This window comes from Secundilactobacillus folii, assembly GCF_009720675.1.
Lineage (GTDB): Bacteria > Bacillota > Bacilli > Lactobacillales > Lactobacillaceae > Secundilactobacillus > Secundilactobacillus folii.
Map to the genome: position 1 here is coordinate 321,207 of NZ_WNJO01000001.1, position 17,144 is coordinate 338,350.

The following is a 17,144-nucleotide window of genomic DNA, read 5'->3' on the forward strand; positions in this document are numbered from 1 at the left end:
TTTAAGAACAAGCATATTTCAATCCGTTCAGTCCTCGTTTTGAAAATTTAAAAAGCGATATCAGTTGAAGTTCCCAAAATTGGAAACATCCCCTGGTATCGCTTTATTTTTTGAAGCTAAACGTGCGATGGCTGCTCTGGTTTAACTTGAATTTGAAAATTTTTCAGTGTTATTTGGGATTTAAACCAAAACTAGTGCTTTGATGGCTTCGCGTTTGTCCATTGCTTGGTATGCATCGTTAATGTCATCAAGTTTAAACGATTTCGTGAAGACCTTCCCTGGGTGAATCTCACCATCTAATACGGCTTTCAACAAGACTTGCTTATCATAAGTCGTTACGGAGGCTGGACCACCGGCAAGGATCGTGTTGTTGAAGAAGGAATCTGACATATCCATCTTTTCATCGTGCGGTACACCGACCCGACCCACAATTGCGCCTGGACGAACGACCTTCATGGCAGTATCAGTTGATTGAGCAGTCCCGACACATTCCAAAACAGCATCAGCACCGGCATTGTTAGTCATTGCCATAACCTTAGCAACACCTTCATCACCACGTTCTGGGATAATATCAGTAGCTCCGAATTCAAGCGCCAACTTTTGCCGATCTTCGTGACGGCTCATGGCAATGATCCGTTTTGCACCACGCATTTTAGCCGAAATAACGCCGCAAAGGCCAACCGCACCATCACCAACAACGACAACGGTGTCGCCCTTTTGAACGTTGGCAACGCGAGCAGCATGGTAACCAGTAGCCATGACATCCGCCAAGCTCAAAAGTGAATCCAACATCTCATCACTGTAATCTTCGGGCTTGCCCGGAACCTTAACCAATGCCCAATCACCATGCTGGAAACGAATGTATTCAGCCTGCACACCAGAACTGAAATTATCTGAGTGCGACTGGCAATCAGCATCAAAGCCGGCTAAACAAGCGGCACAGTGACCACAGCCATGGGTAAACGGCGCAATCACAAAGTCGCCTGGCTTAACTGTTGAAATATCACTGCCAACCTCTTCAACGATTCCAATTGCTTCGTGACCGGAATTTTCAGAGTGTTCCTCTTTTTCTTCAATGCCACGGAAGTTCCATAAGTCAGAACCGCAGACACAGGTTCGGACGACGTGAATAATAACGTCGTCACTTGCCTGAATCGTTGGTCGGTCGACATCTTCGATCGCCATTTCACCAACTTTTTCAAACATTGCTTTTTTCATTGAAGTAATATCCCCTTCTAAAATCATTTTGACCCAACTGCTTGAATCAAATTTAGTATAGCAGTTCGAGTACACACGAAGTCAAATTAATCTAGGTAAGACTACTCGTGTGAAGTTGACTGATGTCTCACAATTTATAAGTCATCTCCCCCAACCCTGTGATACGATTAAAGTAATCAAATTAAAGGAGTGAGTGAATTTGACAATAAAGGACAAAGTGGTCGTCATTACAGGAGCTTCCAGCGGTATTGGTCGGGCAACCGCCGAAAAATTAGCCAGTTTGGGTGCTAAAGTCGTGATTGGAGCTCGTCGAGAAGACCGTTTAAAGGAAATCGCCAGTCAGTTTCCGGAGCATCAGGTACTTTATAAGCTGACCGATGTGACTAATCGCCAAAGTATCCAAGACCTGATCAACTTAGCTACTGCGCAGTTTAACCGGGTTGATGTACTCTACAATAATGCGGGTCTTATGCCTATTTCTCGACTGGAAGAACTTAAAGTTGACGAATGGGACCGGATGATTGACGTTAATATCAAAGGTGTTTTATATGGCATCGCAGCCGTGTTACCCGTGATGGAACGACAAAAGAGCGGCCAAATCATCACTACTGATTCCGTTGCTGGCCATGTCGTTCACCCTGGAACTGCGGTTTACGCCGGTACAAAGTATGCCATTCAAGCGATTATGGACGGCCTTCGTCAGGAACAAGTTAACAACCACATCAAAACAACTATGATCTCGCCTGGCGCTGTGGACACCGAGTTATTTAGCACCATCAGTGATCCGGATCAACGGGCTAAGACTGAGCAGCAGGAAAAAGAAAACGGCTTAAAAGCTGAGGACGTGGCCAATGCAGTAGCATATGCAATCGATCAACCTGAAAAAGTGGCTATCAACGAGATTCTTTTGCGACCGCGGTCACAAACCGTTTAAATTAAACTTTTGAATTGCTTTAAAGCATAGATTCTTTAGTTGTCGCAAATTCGTATTTTCTGTTTCAATGAATTCCAATTTATCTGGATCCTCATTAAGTGTCCAGAAGCTATTAAATTATAAGGAAGCTATGTCATGAACGAAGAGACAATTTTCACCCTCGTCACAGGAGCTAATCGCGGGATGGGCTTTGAAATCTCGAAGGAATTAGCACAACATGGTCAACACGTGATTCTAGGCGCTCGTAATCAGTTAAAAGGAAAGCTAGCAGCAGATGAACTTAAGGACGCTGGCTTAGACGTTGACGTTGTTGAGCTGGATGTCACCAGTCACGAGTCGATCAGCACAGCAGTGAAAACCATCGCGCAAAAATATGGTCGTCTTGATATATTAGTCAATAACGCTGGTGCTGCATTTGACCATCACCAAGCTCCATCGGTTCTTAGTCTCGAAAATATTCGCAAAGATTTCGACATTAACTACTTTGGCTTGGTGGATAACACGCAGCAGTTCCTGCCGCTTCTTAAACAGTCAAAATCAGCAAAGATCTTAAATATGTCCAGTATGATGGGATCGAAAACCGCTGCGCTCGACCCTCATTCAATCGTCTACCGTGCCACGGCGGTCGGTTATCAGTCCGCTAAAGCGGCCGCAAACATGTTTACGGTCCAGCTAGCAAAGGAAATGCAAAATGCTCATTGGCCGATAACAGTGAATACCGTTGATCCAGGTATGGTAGCAACCTCTTTTGGGGGCGGTGACCCCGAAAAAGTCAAGAAAATGGGTGCCAAAGCAGTTAGTGAAGGTGTTGCCCGGCTGATTGAGCTAGCCCTGGCACCTGAAAATAACGTAACTGCCACCTTTAGTAATGTGGATGGACCCGTTGGCTGGTAAATTGATCTCGCTTTGATAAGGATCGTTCTCAAACTTTCAACTTCTCAACTGGTGGGTTTTTAAACTCAGTTGACTCGAAAGGTTTCTAACGAAAAGGTAGAAACTCTTATTGCATCACCCCTACTCTTTCCCAAAATAGCAAAAAGCACTGGTAGTCTTCGTTATGGTAAAGACTGACCGGTGCTTTTTGCTATCTGGGTGTAGTAGTCCAGATAATGTAGTTGTAGTTGAGAATGATACTTCGAAAGAAAGTACAAGTTGCATTGTACACGAACGATGCGTTGGGTGCAAGACTTTTTTGTAAATTAATCCATTTTTTGAACATTTAGGAATGAAACCGATTACATTTTCCAATAGTTCTCTAATATTTTTATACATATCAGGTTAATTGTTGGAATTAAGTTCAAAGCAATTTTGAAATGGACTTTGAAAATACTCTAATTATTTTTTAATTCTTCTGAATTTGTGGCTTAACTAAAACATATTATAAATTATTAAAATGAGATTATTGTTGATCTCCCATTCACCTGAGTTTTTCTTTGTATCGTCAGTCCCGTTAAGTTAGACAGATTCTGCTACTTAATGCTAATATCATAGATTTTCAACAAAAAAATAAAATTGCATTTTAAATTATTTTGCTTTAGCGTATTATTATATACGTATGGAAAGAATCATATATTGCTATCTACTTCAGGATTGCTTGCGCGAGATCGGATCAATATTCGTCGGCACCAGTTTAGCGGGCAAAACTGGACTAAATCTCTACCGGAAACTTGGTGAATGAAAAATGTGAAGATGAAACTGTCTACCGCGCCAATACTCAAACGGTATTAACTAACTTTTTAAAATTTACATATTAATTCGATGGAAGTATAGGGGCTAAAAAATGAAATTAAAACGTTATGTGTTGTTAGGAATTGCTACATTGTCAATGGGCATTGGCATTCAAGTTAACCAGCCAACTGCTCATGCTGCTATTCATTATATGCCACGAGTCTGGCGTGGATACTACTACAGCAAAACCGGTTATCAACGTCATTTACACATCACCGCCCACTACGTATCATTTGGAGGTAAAATATTTTACTCAAGCTATAGATACGGCTCACACCGAATTTCTTTTCATTATGTTGACAAAATTCACCACCATCGCGTCTACGACTTCAACAGAGCAAAGTACGAATACCAGAGTAGCGATCCCTGGCGTGTAGCCTATCGTCATGGTCAAAAAGAATTGATCAACTACGAAGGAATGGGTTATGTCCAAGTTTGGCACAAATACTAATCAGGAGAATAGTTAACATGAAAATAAAGTATTACGCAATCTCTGCCATTGCAGTACTATCATTTGGAACTGGATTGACAATTTCTAATACCGATGCTAAGGCAAGCTATTTAAACGGGAACGACTATGCCAGAGAAGCTACACACTTAGTCACAGCAAAAAAGACAGTTCGAGTTTACAAAATTCGAACTGGAAATTGTGAAGCTAATAATCACTGGTCATTCTATAAGTATCTTCATAAAGGTTCACGAGTCTATGCATCTCAATACTTTATGAGCACCGGTGGCTGGATCATTAAATCAAAGAATATCTATTACCATAATCATCGAACCTTCTTCCTCGTTGCTAGTGGACATTGGTACTATAAGTAATCAAAAATGACTGCATCTCTATAAGAAAATTGTATTAGTCAAAATTTCCGTCTCTAAAAACAGGATAACTTGGCAATAGAATCTAAATGAAGTTTCAATTTTCGCTTTGCTGAACGTATGATTGATTTACGAATTTTCAAATCAAGTGTAGGACTAACGACCTACCTCAGTAATGGGCTTAGCAATCGTTAAAGTTCTAGCATTATGCCTGTATTTGTTTTCTTGCTAGCGTGATGCTTAAAAAAACTACCATCTCTTTTTAGTCTAGTTAATTGTTGTCACACCCAGAATATCAAATCAGGCAAAAAAGTTTCTCTGTAAATTAAAAGTGATAAAAAATGGCAATTTTCACTTTTCAAAACAACATTATATAAGGGATTCTTTAGTGTATTCCCCGCACATGCGGGGGTGATCCTTGATTGCCTTCATACTTAATGATAAGTTCGTTGTATTCCCCGCACATGCGGGGGTGATCCTTTGCGTCAGACTGGCAAGCACGTATTGACCGTGTATTCCCCGCACATGCGGGGGTGATCCTGAAAATTTTGACACATCGACAGCTTTTGGCAAGTATTCCCCGCACATGCGGGGGTGATCCTGAAAATGACACTGATACAATTCAGCGGACCAAGTATTCCCCGCACATGCGGGGGTGATCCCTGAATCGAAGTGTGCTGCACGATATCAAAAGCGTATTCCCCGCACATGCGGGGGTGATCCTACCAATTATGGCATTATCTCGATGAATGAAGCGTATTCCCCGCACATGCGGGGGTGATCCCCTTGAATCGTCCCGTACATCTTGATGAAAAATGTATTTCCCGCACATGCGGGGGTGATCCCAGTGACATCCAAGCGGTGTTTATGCCTAGCAGGTATTCCCCGCACATGCGGGGGTGATCCCGATGGTGATAGCCATGCCTCAACAATCTAACAGTATTCCCCGCACATGCGGGGGTGATCCTGAATCCAGTTATCGAACTATTTTTGTCGCAGGGTATTCCCCGCACATGCAGGGGTGATCCCGGAACGCCTTTAATGATCTGGTATTTTCCGCACATTCGGGAGTGATCCTATTATTTTCACCAAAGATTTGAACAATTAGTTAAAGTCATGCTTTCAAAATATAGTTCAAAACAAGAACCCCGCTAAACGTTAATTTAGCGGGGTTCTTACATGATTTATTATAAGGAGAGTACAGGATTTGAACCTGCGCGCCGGTATTAGCCGGTTCGCCGGATTTCGAGTCCGGTGCATTACCACTCTGCCAACTCTCCATAGCACACTAAATAATTATACCAAAACTGGCCAAACTTGCAACCACCCTCGCCCATTATTTAGTGTTTAGGTGTTTAAATTAAAACTCCATCAAACTAAAAAGGTCATAGTCTTTAATCTTATCACGACCATGAAGATCCTTTAGCTCAATGATAAAAGCAGTCCCAACAACAATGCCACCAAGTTCCTCTACTAACTGGATCGTTGCGCTGATTGTGCCGCCAGTCGCTAATAGATCATCCGTAACGAGCACCCGTTGACCTGGCTTAATCGCATCTTTATGCAAATACAGTGCTGATTTGCCATATTCGAGGTCGTAGGTTGCCTTAACGGTCTCGCGTGGTAGTTTACCTTCCTTACGTGCCGGCGCAAAGCCAACCCCTAATTCGTAAGCCACAGGGCAACCCACAATAAAGCCACGGGCTTCTGGACCTACGATCATTTCAACATTTTTACTGCGGGCATAATCCACTAACTGATCAGTTGCATACCGGTAAGCGTCGCCGTCTGCCATCAAAGGTGAAATATCACGAAACATTACGCCTGGTTCAGGATAATCTGGTACCGTAGCAATATACTTGGTTAAATCAATCGACATTTTAATAAGCAGCTCCTTTAATCATGTGCAATCAGCGAGGTCAACAATGACTTGAGATCGGCCGTCTCGCTGTACAATAGTTGTTTTTCAGTTTCCATTTGTTGTTGACGACGTTGATAACTTGGGGCTTCAGTAATTTGATGGTGATCCGGAGACTTCACTTGATTTAAAATACCATTTGAAATGGTCACAAATTTAAGTTCCCGGAAAATCTGTAGCATCAGCACCAACTGCGCCGTTTCAATTTGCAAATACTTGGCAAGTTCGCCCAGTCTATGACCCACATCAACATTTTGATGGGTTTGAACGAACCTAAACAGTTTAGCATATTGTGCGCGATCTGGCATCCCTAAAAGGTAATGACTTTGCTTTAAATAAAAATAAGTGACGATTTGTTCAGCATTGACGTGGTTTAGAGCCGTTTGTAAATCCTCAATTTTTACCGGACAATCTACCAGATACATCGTGGTCGTCTTGATTTGACCCAAACGTTCGGCATCTGCCAGTAGCCAGCTATTCGCTGTAGCTGGAATCTGTGGCTGTAACTGCTCGTAAAGGTGCTGGTTGAAGAAGACATAAGTAGCATCCGTGTTTGAAAACATTTCACGACGTAATTTTTGGGTTCGCTTGTCAGCAATTACAATACCATCGACCGCTAAATCCTTAACCATGAGCTGCATCGAAGTTCGACCCTGCCAAACATTGATTTCAATTTGCCCAACCACTTTTACCTGTTGATCAGCACTTTGAAGGACTGTTGCCAGCTGCCCAGCACCAAAATCAATCGCATTTAACTGCTGATTACCGTCTACCAGCGAGAATTTAAGGTGTTTGCTTTCTGCGCCAATGGCTTTAACATTCTGGACTTGGTTAGGTTTAAAGACAAATAAGGGTACCGGATTATCAGTCCCAAAAGGTGCAAGCTGCCGTAATTCATCGTAAAGCGTTTCCGTAACGTCTTGCACTGCCATTTCAGAAGCAACCGTTAACTTCGTTTTAGGCTGGTCCGCTAACTGCTGATCAGCAGCGGCCTGGTCAAACCCCGTCTGCAACTCCTCAAGTTGGTCAGCCTTCGCGGTCATCCCAACGGCGGCAGCATGACCCCCAAAGTTGACTAACAGGTCGCGCTGACCGTCAAAGGCCTCAAAAAGATTAAAGTTTTCAACGCTTCTACCCGACCCCTTGGCAGTACCATTTTCTAAATTAACGTTTAACACCACGGTTGGTTTGCCAGTCGCCTCAACGACTTTGCTAGCAACGATACCAAGCACTCCTTCATGCCAGCCCTTCCCGGCGATCAAAAGTGTGGGATGATCACGGTGATTTTCATCCTGAGCTTGTTTCAGTGCGACCTCACTAATATCAGCCACCAGTTTCTGACGGTATTTATTCTGCTTTTCCGTTAGTTCAGCTAACTTGGTTGCCCGTTCATCATCCAGTGTCGTTAATAATTCAACGGCAGGTGCCGCATCATCTAGCCGACCTAAAGCATTTAAACGAGGTGCAATGCCAAACCCGATCGACTGCTCATCAATACGCTCTGGATCAATGCCTGCCTGCTTGATGAGTGCGACAAGACCTAACCGATCCGTTTGCCGCATTAATTGTAACCCAGCGGTCACAATAACTCGGTTTTCATCCACTAATGGCACCAAATCAGCCACTGTTCCTATCGCAGCTAGATCCAACATCTCCTGTGGGACTTCATCTAACATTGCGGTCGCTACCTTAAAAGCAACGCCGGCGCCGGACAAACCACCAAAGGGATAATCACTCTCAGGGTGACGCGGATGGATAATTGCGTACGCTGCTGGTAAGTCACTTGGTAACTCATGGTGATCCGTAACCACCACGTCACAACCAAGTTCATTTGCTCGCGCAATGGCATCATTTCCAGCCACCCCATTATCAACGGTAACGATCAACTTTGTCCCGGCTTCGATCAAGCGCTCAAACGCTGCCTTATTAGGCCCATAACCATCAACAAAGCGATTGGGAATGAAGTAGTCCACGTCAGCACCAATCTGATCCAGCGTTTCGTATAGAATTGAAGTACTGGTCACACCATCAGCATCGTAATCACCGTAGATTGTGATGTGGTCCCCATTTGCAACTGCCTCTTGAATCCGGTCAATCCCCTTTTGCATATCGTGCATGGCAAAGGGATCATGTAATTGTGATAAATCTGGATGCAGAAACCGACTGGCCTTTGTTTCATCGTCGTAGCCGCGATTAAGCAAGATCTGTGCCACCATTGGCTGTAATGATAACGATTTAGCTAAATCTTTTGCCGCTGTGGAAGGCTGATCAACATGTTTAATTTGCCAGTCATAATGTGCTTCAATCACGTTTATCATCCTTTACTTCTGTTTGATTATCCTTTTTAGAGACTTGTTTTTGATCGTTACTAGGCCGACCAAGCCGGGTTTCTAACGTTTGAATTCGGTCAGCCTGGCGTTTTATGGTTCGCTTAGTCTGATAGTTTGAAATCGTCGCAAAAAGAAACATCAAAATGGCGCCAAGAAAAATTGCGACCAACAATATTAAGACTAGTGGCCAAGAAACCGTTGTGAACCCAAAATGAATTGGCACTGGTTCTGTGTTCATCAATGCAAATACGGCAATCAAAATAACCAGCAAAATTGCAATAATAACTTTCCCCTGACGCTTCAAACAAATTCCCCCTAGTGGCGTTCTTTATCAAACGGAATATCAATCAGGTCAAAATCTTTAACGACCTTGGCATTTTTAAATACAGCTTGTGCCTGCTTCTCCAGCTCATGAGCAAGTTTACCATTATAACGCGCGGAAATATGATTTAACAGTAAGCGCCCAACGTGGGACTCCTTAGCAATTGTAGCGGCTTGAACGTTCGTTGAATGATAATAGCTGTGCGCCATTGTCGCTTCATCTTTCGCGAAGGTACTTTCATGAACCAAAACGTCGGCATTTTGCGCAAGTTTATAGCTATTGGCAGTTTTACGAGTATCCCCTAAGATCGTGACGATTCTGCCCTTTTGAGCGTGACCAATGTAGTCATGACCATCAATTTTTCGACCATCAGGCAATGTGACCGTTTTACCGGCTTTTATCTGACCGTAAATTGGCCCGGATGGAATCTGGTCATCACGCAACTTATCAACCAACAATTCTCCTTGGTGGTCGTGTTCAACCACCCGGTAGCCAAAAGTTTCAATTTTATGGTCTAAGTGTTCGGCATAAACCGTAAATTTATTATCTTTAAAAATCTCGCCACCATCTGATAATTCGACAAAATCAATGTAGTAAGAAAGCTTGGTTTCTGAAACTTTTAAGCTGGTTAGCACAAAGTTACGAATCCCTCGTGGCCCATAGATCGTCAGCTTTTCATTGCCACCCTGGAAAGAGCGGCTGCTCAACAGACCAGGTAACCCAAAGATGTGGTCACCGTGCAAATGAGTAATAAAAATTTTATCAATTTTTCGAGGTTTAATAGTTGTTCTAAGAATTTGCTGCTGGGTACCTTCACCGGCGTCAAATAACCAAATGGAATTGCGTTCTTCGAGTAGTCGAAGAGCCAGGCTACTCACATTTCGAAATTTACCAGGAGATCCGGCACCGGTACCTAAAAATTCAATTTGCATGTCTGTCGTCCTTTTCTATTAAATCGCACCGCGGAAACGGCGATGTTCATTTGTTCCTTTACTGTGAATCCAACCATATAATTGTAGCAGATTCAGGCTGTATTTGTTTGATTATTTGATCGAAATTCAAACTATTTCCTGCCACGAGGCAACTTAAACGGTCTACCGAAGCACTTTCTAACCTGAATCATGTATAATGTTTTTAGAGGGGAGTGGGTACTTTGCGCTTGAAAGAAGTCGTGACCCTAGTGCAGCAACTATCACCGTCACTCAAGCTTGGCCTTGATTCATCACCGATCAAACCGATTTCTGGAATGTCCAAAAGCGATGGTCGGCTGCTGTTCCATACCGCCACCAAAACACCTCTGACGATTGAAGCCTTTCGACAGCATGCGACCCACTTTGATGACCAACTAGTGGTTTTCTCTTCATCGGGAAAGCGGCTGTTTGGTTTCCGTCAAGAAAATCACTGGTTATTATTTAAATAACGGGGGCTCATTATGACAAATAAACATCTTACACTGACTTTAATTTTAATCGCCGGACTGGCATTAAGCGGCTGTGGCAGTCATGCAGCAACCGCTCATCGATCAGCGACGAGCTCAGCTGCAAGCTCAACGAGCGAAAGTCAAAAGACACCGGCAAAATCCGCATCTGATCAGGCAACTATGAAACCGTATCAGGTACCAAAATCGGAAAAACAGAACCGTGACTACCGCCGCTCAGGCTTATTAACGCTGCCGGGTCAATTTGCCTACGACAAAGTAGGCACCAAGCTGACCCTTTCTCAAAATGTAACCCAAAAACATCAAACGGCCTCAAACGGCATCGTTTATCGGGTAACTGATGTCAAACGTTATCGCAATAACGCTAAGACTCAACGGGCATTATCAATGGCTGAGCAAGCTTTCAATGTGGCTAAGATTCCTAATCCTTACCAGACGATTCAAATCAAGTTTCGGGTTAAAAATCAATCTAGCCGGGCAATCAAAATTGACGGTATTACACATGCCACAATTAACGCGTCTAGAAATATTGAATCAGACGGGCTCAGTGATCCCAGTGCGGGTGCAACGATTAAAGCTGGCCAAACCCGAGCGTTTTCCGCAATGATTCTGGCGGGCCCAACCAGTTTCAAAGTGTCTCAATTACAGATTAAATTCTCGGGAGGCTTTAACGATGCAGGTCAAACGGTAATTGCCGCCCCGAAAGCCATTGGTATCCAACTGTAAAGTGCACTTGAAGTTTAACAGTTTTGGCTACATGCTTTTCAATTTAAAAGTAACTGGTTCCACTTAGATTTTAGATTTCAACTTAAATAGAGCTGTCAAAAACAATTTTCCTAGAAGAAATTTGTTTTTGGCAGCCCTATTTTAATTAAAAATACATTCTGATTTTTAAACTAATTGGCATGCAGGGTCATCCGCTGAACTAGCAAACGGGTAAAGTACCGGTTGCCAGTTGGATTAGGATGAACGTCGTCGTTGTAGAACCAGCTTTGATGATTCTTGCTTAAATCATGCCAGTCCACCATTTCAACGTTTGGATAACGACGTGCTGCTTTAGCAATCGTTGTGTTCACAGAACTTTCCCAATTACGCGTTGGAACGTGCGTGTTGATCCAGTAAATGTGGCGTTTAGGCCCAATCATTCGGATCACGCTATCAATTTGCTCATCGGTCATTGGGCTGTTGGTCCCTAGATTCACGACAACGTTCTTAGCCAGTGCGCCTTGAGCCTGCAATGCTTGGATCTCCTTTGGTGCCTGCCAGATCTGGCGGCCAACTCCTGCAGAAACATAGGTATTAGGGACCACTTCTCGCACGTCTCTAGATGCATCAAGCATGACCGAATCCCCAATCGCAGTCACTGGCAAATCCTTTGCAATGACAACTTGGCGTTTAGTCAGTCCATAGCTCTTCATCAATTGGCGTTCATGCGGTGTTAGCTTAACCTTTCGCCAAGCTTCTTCGCGCTTCTTTTGAGCCGCGGCTTGTTTTTGCTCTGCTCGCTGCTGTGCTAAAGCCTTTTGATTAGAGGCGGAAGCTGCTTTTTGGTTCTTTTTAATGCTACTTTGCAGTGCACTTTGCTGTTCCCTGGAATGAGCTGGCGAAGTTGCCGCGCCAAACAATGCAACTGCGGCAATCAAGGCAGCTGGAATAACTACATACCGGCGCCAGCCAAAAGTACTGGGCCGTTTGAAGAATTGCCGAACTAAATTAGGTAGTTGACTGTAATTATAATGCCGCATTGGCCGTTCCAAATAGCGGTAGGATAAGTCGCTTACAATCAAGATCAAAACCGTTTCAATCAGCGCATTAAGTAACGGATGTGCCGCAATATTAGTTACCTTTGCTTCGTAAAAAATCATAATTGGGAATTGATACAGATAAATTCCATAACTGCGCTTACCCACCCAGTCAAACACTCGGTTAGTGAAGACCTGATTCATAAAGCCCGCTGGATGCGCAACTGTAGCCACTAAAATTGCAGACAAGAACGTGAACAGGAACATCCCGCCACGGTACGTCCACGTAGCCTGTCCTGACATTTTAAAGAAGAGCCAAACGATGGCCAGAAAACTAACAATTCCTGTCCCGTTCAATAACCATTTAGACCGGTCAGACAAATCAGTTTTCAATTTTGTGGCTGGCCAAATAAAGGCTAATGATACGCCCAGCAGAATGGCAAACATCCGCGTATCCGTCCCGTAATAGACACGGTTGGTCATCGCTGTGCCCGTGTACAAGACACCCATCCAAATGGCTGAGAGGACAGCTAAACCAGTTATCATATAGAAGATTTGCCGTCGCTGATGAAAAATACCAAGGAGCACTACCAGCACCAAAGGCCAAATTAAGTAGAATTGACCCTCAATGGAAAGCGACCAAAGGTGGGTAAATGGTGATTCACCGTTAAACCGATCAAAATAAGATTGACCATGCCCAATTTCCCACCAGTTATAAACGTACAGTAAGTTAGTCGTAATGATTGCTTTTAAGCTCACAAAGAGTGATCTTTGAAACAGCGTAATATAGGCTGCGGTTGTTAATACCATTGTGACTAACGCCGGATACAAGCGTTTCATCCGTCGGCCATAAAAGCTGAGCACATCAATGCGCCCGTTTTGTTCATATTCCTGTAAGAGTAAATCGGTAATCAAATAACCCGAAACAACGAAGAAAATGGGTACGCCTAAATAACCCCCTTGCAGGCTGTATGGTAACAGGTGATAGACGATCACGCCAATCACCGCAATTGTTCTAATACCATCGAACCCAGAAATATAACGACTATTTTTCAGCCGTTTACTCCCTGCATGTCGCATCTGATGCTCCCTCATTTCCTCAATAAACTAGTGTATTCACCGGACTACTCAACAAATTCAAAGGTAAAATCATCGATTTGGACTAGGTCGCCATTGTGAGCTCCCTTCGCTCTCAAAGCGTCGTCAACGCCCATACCCCTCATCTGTCGAGCAAACCGCAGTGTACTTTCCTCATGTTCCATGTTGGTCATATGAAAAAGACGCTCTAATTTAGCTCCACTTAAGACCCAAGTACCATCTTCATCGCGGTTAATTTCAAAGTCGGCACCAGCCTCAGACTGGTCATCGTTAACCAGCATTTTTTGAAGGTCATCGACACCCTTAACCGGAAAAGCTGGTGTGGTATCCAAAATTTCGACCGTTTTTTGAATCAGCGGCGTCAAACCTTCATGCGTGACACTGGAAATTGCCATCACCACAGGTGGCACAGCCAGCGTCTGATCATGGGCTAACTTTTCTTTTAAAATCGCTAAATTATCAGCCGAATCGGGCAAGTCCATTTTGGTTGCAACCACGATCTGTGGTCGCTTCAGCAAATCAGGATCATATTTACTCAGTTCCGCGTTGATCTTTAAAAAGTCATCATACGGATCTCGTCCTTCAAAACCACTAACGTCAATTAGGTGAAGGAGGACCCGCGTGCGTTCAATGTGCTTTAAAAATTCAATGCCTAAGCCGATACCACTAGCAGCTCCTTCAATCAGGCCTGGCAGATCAGCAACAGCAAAGTCTCTGCCGTCACTAAGTCTAACCATTCCTAGGTTAGGCGTCAAAGTCGTAAAGTGATACTCACCAATCTTAGGTTTCGCACTGGTGATAGCCGCCAATAAAGTTGATTTACCAACTGACGGAAAACCAATCAAACCCACATCAGCCAGTAATTTAAGTTCTAATCGCACCCGACGTTCTTCTCCTGGCTCCCCATTTTCGGAAAGCTCCGGTGCCGGATTCTTAGGCGTCGCAAAATGAACGTTACCGCGTCCACCGCGGCCACCCTTTGCAATCACAACCTGATCATCAGGCTCAACGAGATCCGCAATCACTTGATTGGTTTCGTCATCGATTACAGTGGTTCCCTGTGGCACAAGGATAATGCGATCTTCTGCTCCACGACCAGTCATACCTTTGATACCACCATTTTGACCATGGTCAGCCTTATATTTTTGATTATACCGAAAGTCCATCAGGGTACGTAGACCCGTATTGACTTTAAAAATAACACTGCCGCCACGACCTCCGTCGCCGCCGGCAGGACCACCATTTGGTTCGTATTTTTCGCGCCGGAATGCAACCATACCATCGCCACCATTACCAGCTTTAACATTTATTGTAACGTGATCTACAAACATAATTTTCTCCATTAATTCTTTTCATTCGAACTTCCTGCTTTGCCATTATCTAATGAATGCCGCCAAAATACCACCGTAAATTGAAAACTTTTTTATTTTCGCAATTAATTTATTTCGGCTGTCTTAGCTAAAGTCAGGTGAATCGTGTCAGCAACCGACTTTGAGATGCCAATTTCATGCATTTCTTCTGGCGTGGCTGCGGCAATTTTTTTCATTGATCCAAATTTCCGTAATAGCTTGTTACGGGTCTTTGGTCCAACACCGTTAATATCATCCAAACGGGAGCTCAAGGAGTTCTTAGCATGTACTTTCCGATGGAAGGTGATGGCAAAGCGGTGCACTTCATCTTGAATTCGCTGTAACAAGTAGAAACCCTGTGACTTAGGATCCAGATGAAGTGGTGTGTCGTTGACTTCGGACAGCAGATCCGACGTCTTATGCTTATCATTTTTCACCATTGCAGCAACTGGCACGTCAAGCCCCAGCTCGTTTTCGAGGACGTCTTTAGCCGCCTCAAGCTGAATCGCACCGCCGTCCATCAAGATCAAATCAGGCATTTGAGCGTGCTCTTTCAATAGCCGTGTATAGCGGCGGCGGATAACCTCCCGTGTGCTGGCAGCTTCATCGGCATGGTCAACCGTTCGCAACTTGTATTTTCGATACAAATTTTTATTTGGCAGCCCATCTACAAAAACCACCATCGCGGAAACCAGGTCTGCCCCTTGAATGTGGGAGTGGTCAAACGCTTCAATTTTATGGCCTGGAGCAATGCCTAGTGCGTCGGTAATTTCCTTCATGGCACCAGTCGTTTTCTGCTCGTCAAGCTCCAGCAAGCGAAACTTCTCTTCCAGAACTAATCGGGCATTCTTCCCAGCCATTTCTAACAAGGCGCGTTTTTCACCTCGTTGTGGCGTCCGCACCGGCATTGGCAACATCTCTTCCAAAATATCCTTTGGCAAACTCTCTGGTACCAAGATCTCCCTTGGAAAGACACTGTTCTTTCGGTGATAGAATTGAATAATAAAACTCGTCATTTCTTCAATCTCATCATTCACGATTGGAAATAAACGTTTTTCGCGCTTGATCAAACGCGCTTGACGAATGAAGAAAACCTGAACGGATAACCAGCCCTTATCCAAGTAAAAATTAAAGATATCTCGAGGGGTGCGGTCATTTGAAATGATTTTTTGCTTTTCAACCGTCACTTCAATGTAGTGCATCTGATCGCGGATCTCAGCCGCCCGCTCATATTCCATATTATCGGACGCCTTTTTCATTTGGGCTTGCAGGTGCCGTTTAACACTGGCAACGTTCCCGTTCAAAAAAGATTTGATCCGTTCAATTTGCTTCGCGTAAACTTCCTCTGGCACCTCTTTAAAGCAGGCACCCAGGCATTGCCCCATGTGATAGTACAAGCACGGGCGGTTCTGAAACCCATTGCAACGCCGTAAAGGATAAACTTTTTGTAAAAAATGCAGTGTTTCTTCCGCCGCGTAAACGTTTGGATAAGGACCAAAGTAATAACCGCCGTCCTTGCGCACATTGCTGACAATCAGCATTTGCGGATCCCGCTCATTCGTGATTTTAATGTAGGGGTACCCTGTCCCCTGTTTTAATTTGATATTAAAATACGGCTGATGTTTTTGAATCATTGTGATTTCAAGCAGAAAAGCCTCCTTATCAGTGGAGGTAACGATCGTTTCGAAATCAGCAATTTCAGAGACCAACCGGGCAGTTTTACCCTCGTGGCTACTCTTAAAGTAGGAACGAACCCGATTCTTTAAATTCTTAGCTTTACCCACATAAATGATATGACCATTAATATTTTTCATCATATAAATACCGGGCATATCTGGTAGTAACGCCAATTTATGTTCAAGATATTCGGTCGCCAATCGGACGGCCTCCTTTCAATTCAAGTTTGAGCCAGATTTAATCCACACTGACCCAGTATCGAACCTATATTATAAACCGAATGGGTGTTTGGGGCAAGCAGAAAGGCACTTTAGCCATTTATGGACATCTGGCAGTCATTTTTACCTAAGATCATTATTGCATGGCAGATCTGTTCATTCCTGGCGTGGTTAACTAAAATAAACTTGATTTTGACGCGGATTGATCCACAATTGCCAAAAGACGACTCAGTGGGAAAAACAGCGAATCGACAAAACCAACCCCGCCAATTCCTACTATCAACACAAACAACAAAGCAGCAGAGAGTTTCGAAACGTACCGAAACTCACTACTGCTTGTCTTCTTGTTGATA

14 protein-coding genes, 1 tRNA gene and 1 CRISPR repeat array are annotated in these 17,144 nt (G+C 43.8%); of the genes, 6 read left to right on the top strand and 9 right to left on the bottom strand.

What is annotated here, in order from left to right; translation table 11 throughout:
* Positions 1-180: 180 nt before the first annotated feature.
* Positions 181-1,218 carry a zinc-binding dehydrogenase gene (locus tag GM612_RS01470; protein WP_155430592.1) on the bottom strand — a complete coding sequence of 346 codons (1,038 nt, stop codon included), beginning with the start codon at positions 1,216-1,218 and terminating at the stop codon, positions 181-183.
* A 199-nt stretch (positions 1,219-1,417) separates the two neighbouring features.
* Between GM612_RS01470 and GM612_RS01475 the strand changes: the two genes are divergently transcribed.
* From GM612_RS01475 to GM612_RS01490, 4 genes are all read left to right on the top strand, one after another.
* On the top strand, positions 1,418-2,152 hold the full coding sequence (locus tag GM612_RS01475) for an SDR family oxidoreductase (protein WP_155430593.1): 735 nt from the start codon (positions 1,418-1,420) through the stop codon (positions 2,150-2,152).
* A gap of 135 nt (positions 2,153-2,287) precedes the next feature.
* Positions 2,288-3,046 (top strand): SDR family oxidoreductase, encoded by a 759-nt coding sequence (locus GM612_RS01480; protein WP_155430594.1) that lies wholly within the window; start codon positions 2,288-2,290, stop codon positions 3,044-3,046.
* A gap of 886 nt (positions 3,047-3,932) precedes the next feature.
* Positions 3,933-4,331 (top strand): hypothetical protein, encoded by a 399-nt coding sequence (locus tag GM612_RS01485; protein ID WP_155430595.1) that lies wholly within the window; start codon positions 3,933-3,935, stop codon positions 4,329-4,331.
* 17 nt (positions 4,332-4,348) lie between these two features.
* Positions 4,349-4,702: a hypothetical protein gene (locus GM612_RS01490; protein WP_155430596.1), complete on the top strand. Its 354-nt coding sequence runs from the start codon at positions 4,349-4,351 to the stop codon at positions 4,700-4,702.
* 387 nt (positions 4,703-5,089) lie between these two features.
* A CRISPR array of direct repeats spans positions 5,090-5,776; the repeat unit is 28 nt; unit sequence GTATTCCCCGCACATGCGGGGGTGATCC.
* Between the two features lie 115 nt (positions 5,777-5,891).
* Here GM612_RS01490 and GM612_RS01495 read toward each other — a convergent pair.
* The 5 genes from GM612_RS01495 to rnz all read right to left on the bottom strand — a co-directional run bounded on the left by GM612_RS01495 (position 5,892) and on the right by rnz (position 10,201).
* Positions 5,892-5,979: transfer RNA gene (locus GM612_RS01495), tRNA-Ser, on the bottom strand.
* A gap of 80 nt (positions 5,980-6,059) precedes the next feature.
* On the bottom strand, positions 6,060-6,578 hold the full coding sequence (locus GM612_RS01500) for an adenine phosphoribosyltransferase (RefSeq protein ID WP_155430597.1): 519 nt from the start codon (positions 6,576-6,578) through the stop codon (positions 6,060-6,062).
* A 17-nt stretch (positions 6,579-6,595) separates the two neighbouring features.
* On the bottom strand, positions 6,596-8,926 hold the full coding sequence (gene recJ, locus GM612_RS01505; RefSeq protein WP_343031741.1) for a single-stranded-DNA-specific exonuclease RecJ: 2,331 nt from the start codon (positions 8,924-8,926) through the stop codon (positions 6,596-6,598).
* Positions 8,919-9,251, bottom strand: a complete 333-nt coding sequence (locus tag GM612_RS01510) for a LapA family protein (protein WP_155430599.1) — start codon at positions 9,249-9,251, stop codon at positions 8,919-8,921. Before GM612_RS01510 ends, recJ begins: the two co-directional genes overlap by 8 nt.
* A gap of 11 nt (positions 9,252-9,262) precedes the next feature.
* The gene (gene rnz, locus GM612_RS01515; protein WP_155430600.1) at positions 9,263-10,201 is read right to left on the bottom strand and encodes a ribonuclease Z; all 939 of its coding nucleotides are present in this window, start codon (positions 10,199-10,201) and stop codon (positions 9,263-9,265) included.
* Positions 10,202-10,422: 221 nt separating this feature from the next.
* On the opposite strand from rnz, the gene GM612_RS01520 reads away from it, so the two are divergent.
* Together GM612_RS01520 and GM612_RS01525 are read left to right on the top strand one after the other, a co-directional pair.
* Positions 10,423-10,689 (top strand): hypothetical protein, encoded by a 267-nt coding sequence (locus GM612_RS01520; RefSeq protein WP_155430601.1) that lies wholly within the window; start codon positions 10,423-10,425, stop codon positions 10,687-10,689.
* 12 nt (positions 10,690-10,701) lie between these two features.
* Complete coding sequence (locus GM612_RS01525; RefSeq protein WP_155430602.1) at positions 10,702-11,433, top strand: hypothetical protein; 732 nt, start codon at positions 10,702-10,704, stop codon at positions 11,431-11,433.
* 170 nt (positions 11,434-11,603) lie between these two features.
* On the opposite strand, the gene GM612_RS01530 is transcribed toward GM612_RS01525, so the two are convergent.
* The 3 genes from GM612_RS01530 to uvrC form a co-directional block, all read right to left on the bottom strand.
* Positions 11,604-13,544: an acyltransferase family protein gene (locus GM612_RS01530; protein ID WP_155430603.1), complete on the bottom strand. Its 1,941-nt coding sequence runs from the start codon at positions 13,542-13,544 to the stop codon at positions 11,604-11,606.
* 29 nt (positions 13,545-13,573) lie between these two features.
* On the bottom strand, positions 13,574-14,878 hold the full coding sequence (obgE, locus tag GM612_RS01535; RefSeq protein ID WP_155430604.1) for a GTPase ObgE: 1,305 nt from the start codon (positions 14,876-14,878) through the stop codon (positions 13,574-13,576).
* A 104-nt stretch (positions 14,879-14,982) separates the two neighbouring features.
* A complete protein-coding gene (gene uvrC, locus GM612_RS01540) occupies positions 14,983-16,773 on the bottom strand; it encodes an excinuclease ABC subunit UvrC (RefSeq protein ID WP_155430605.1) in 1,791 nt (596 codons plus the stop codon).
* Positions 16,774-17,144: the final 371 nt, after the last annotated feature.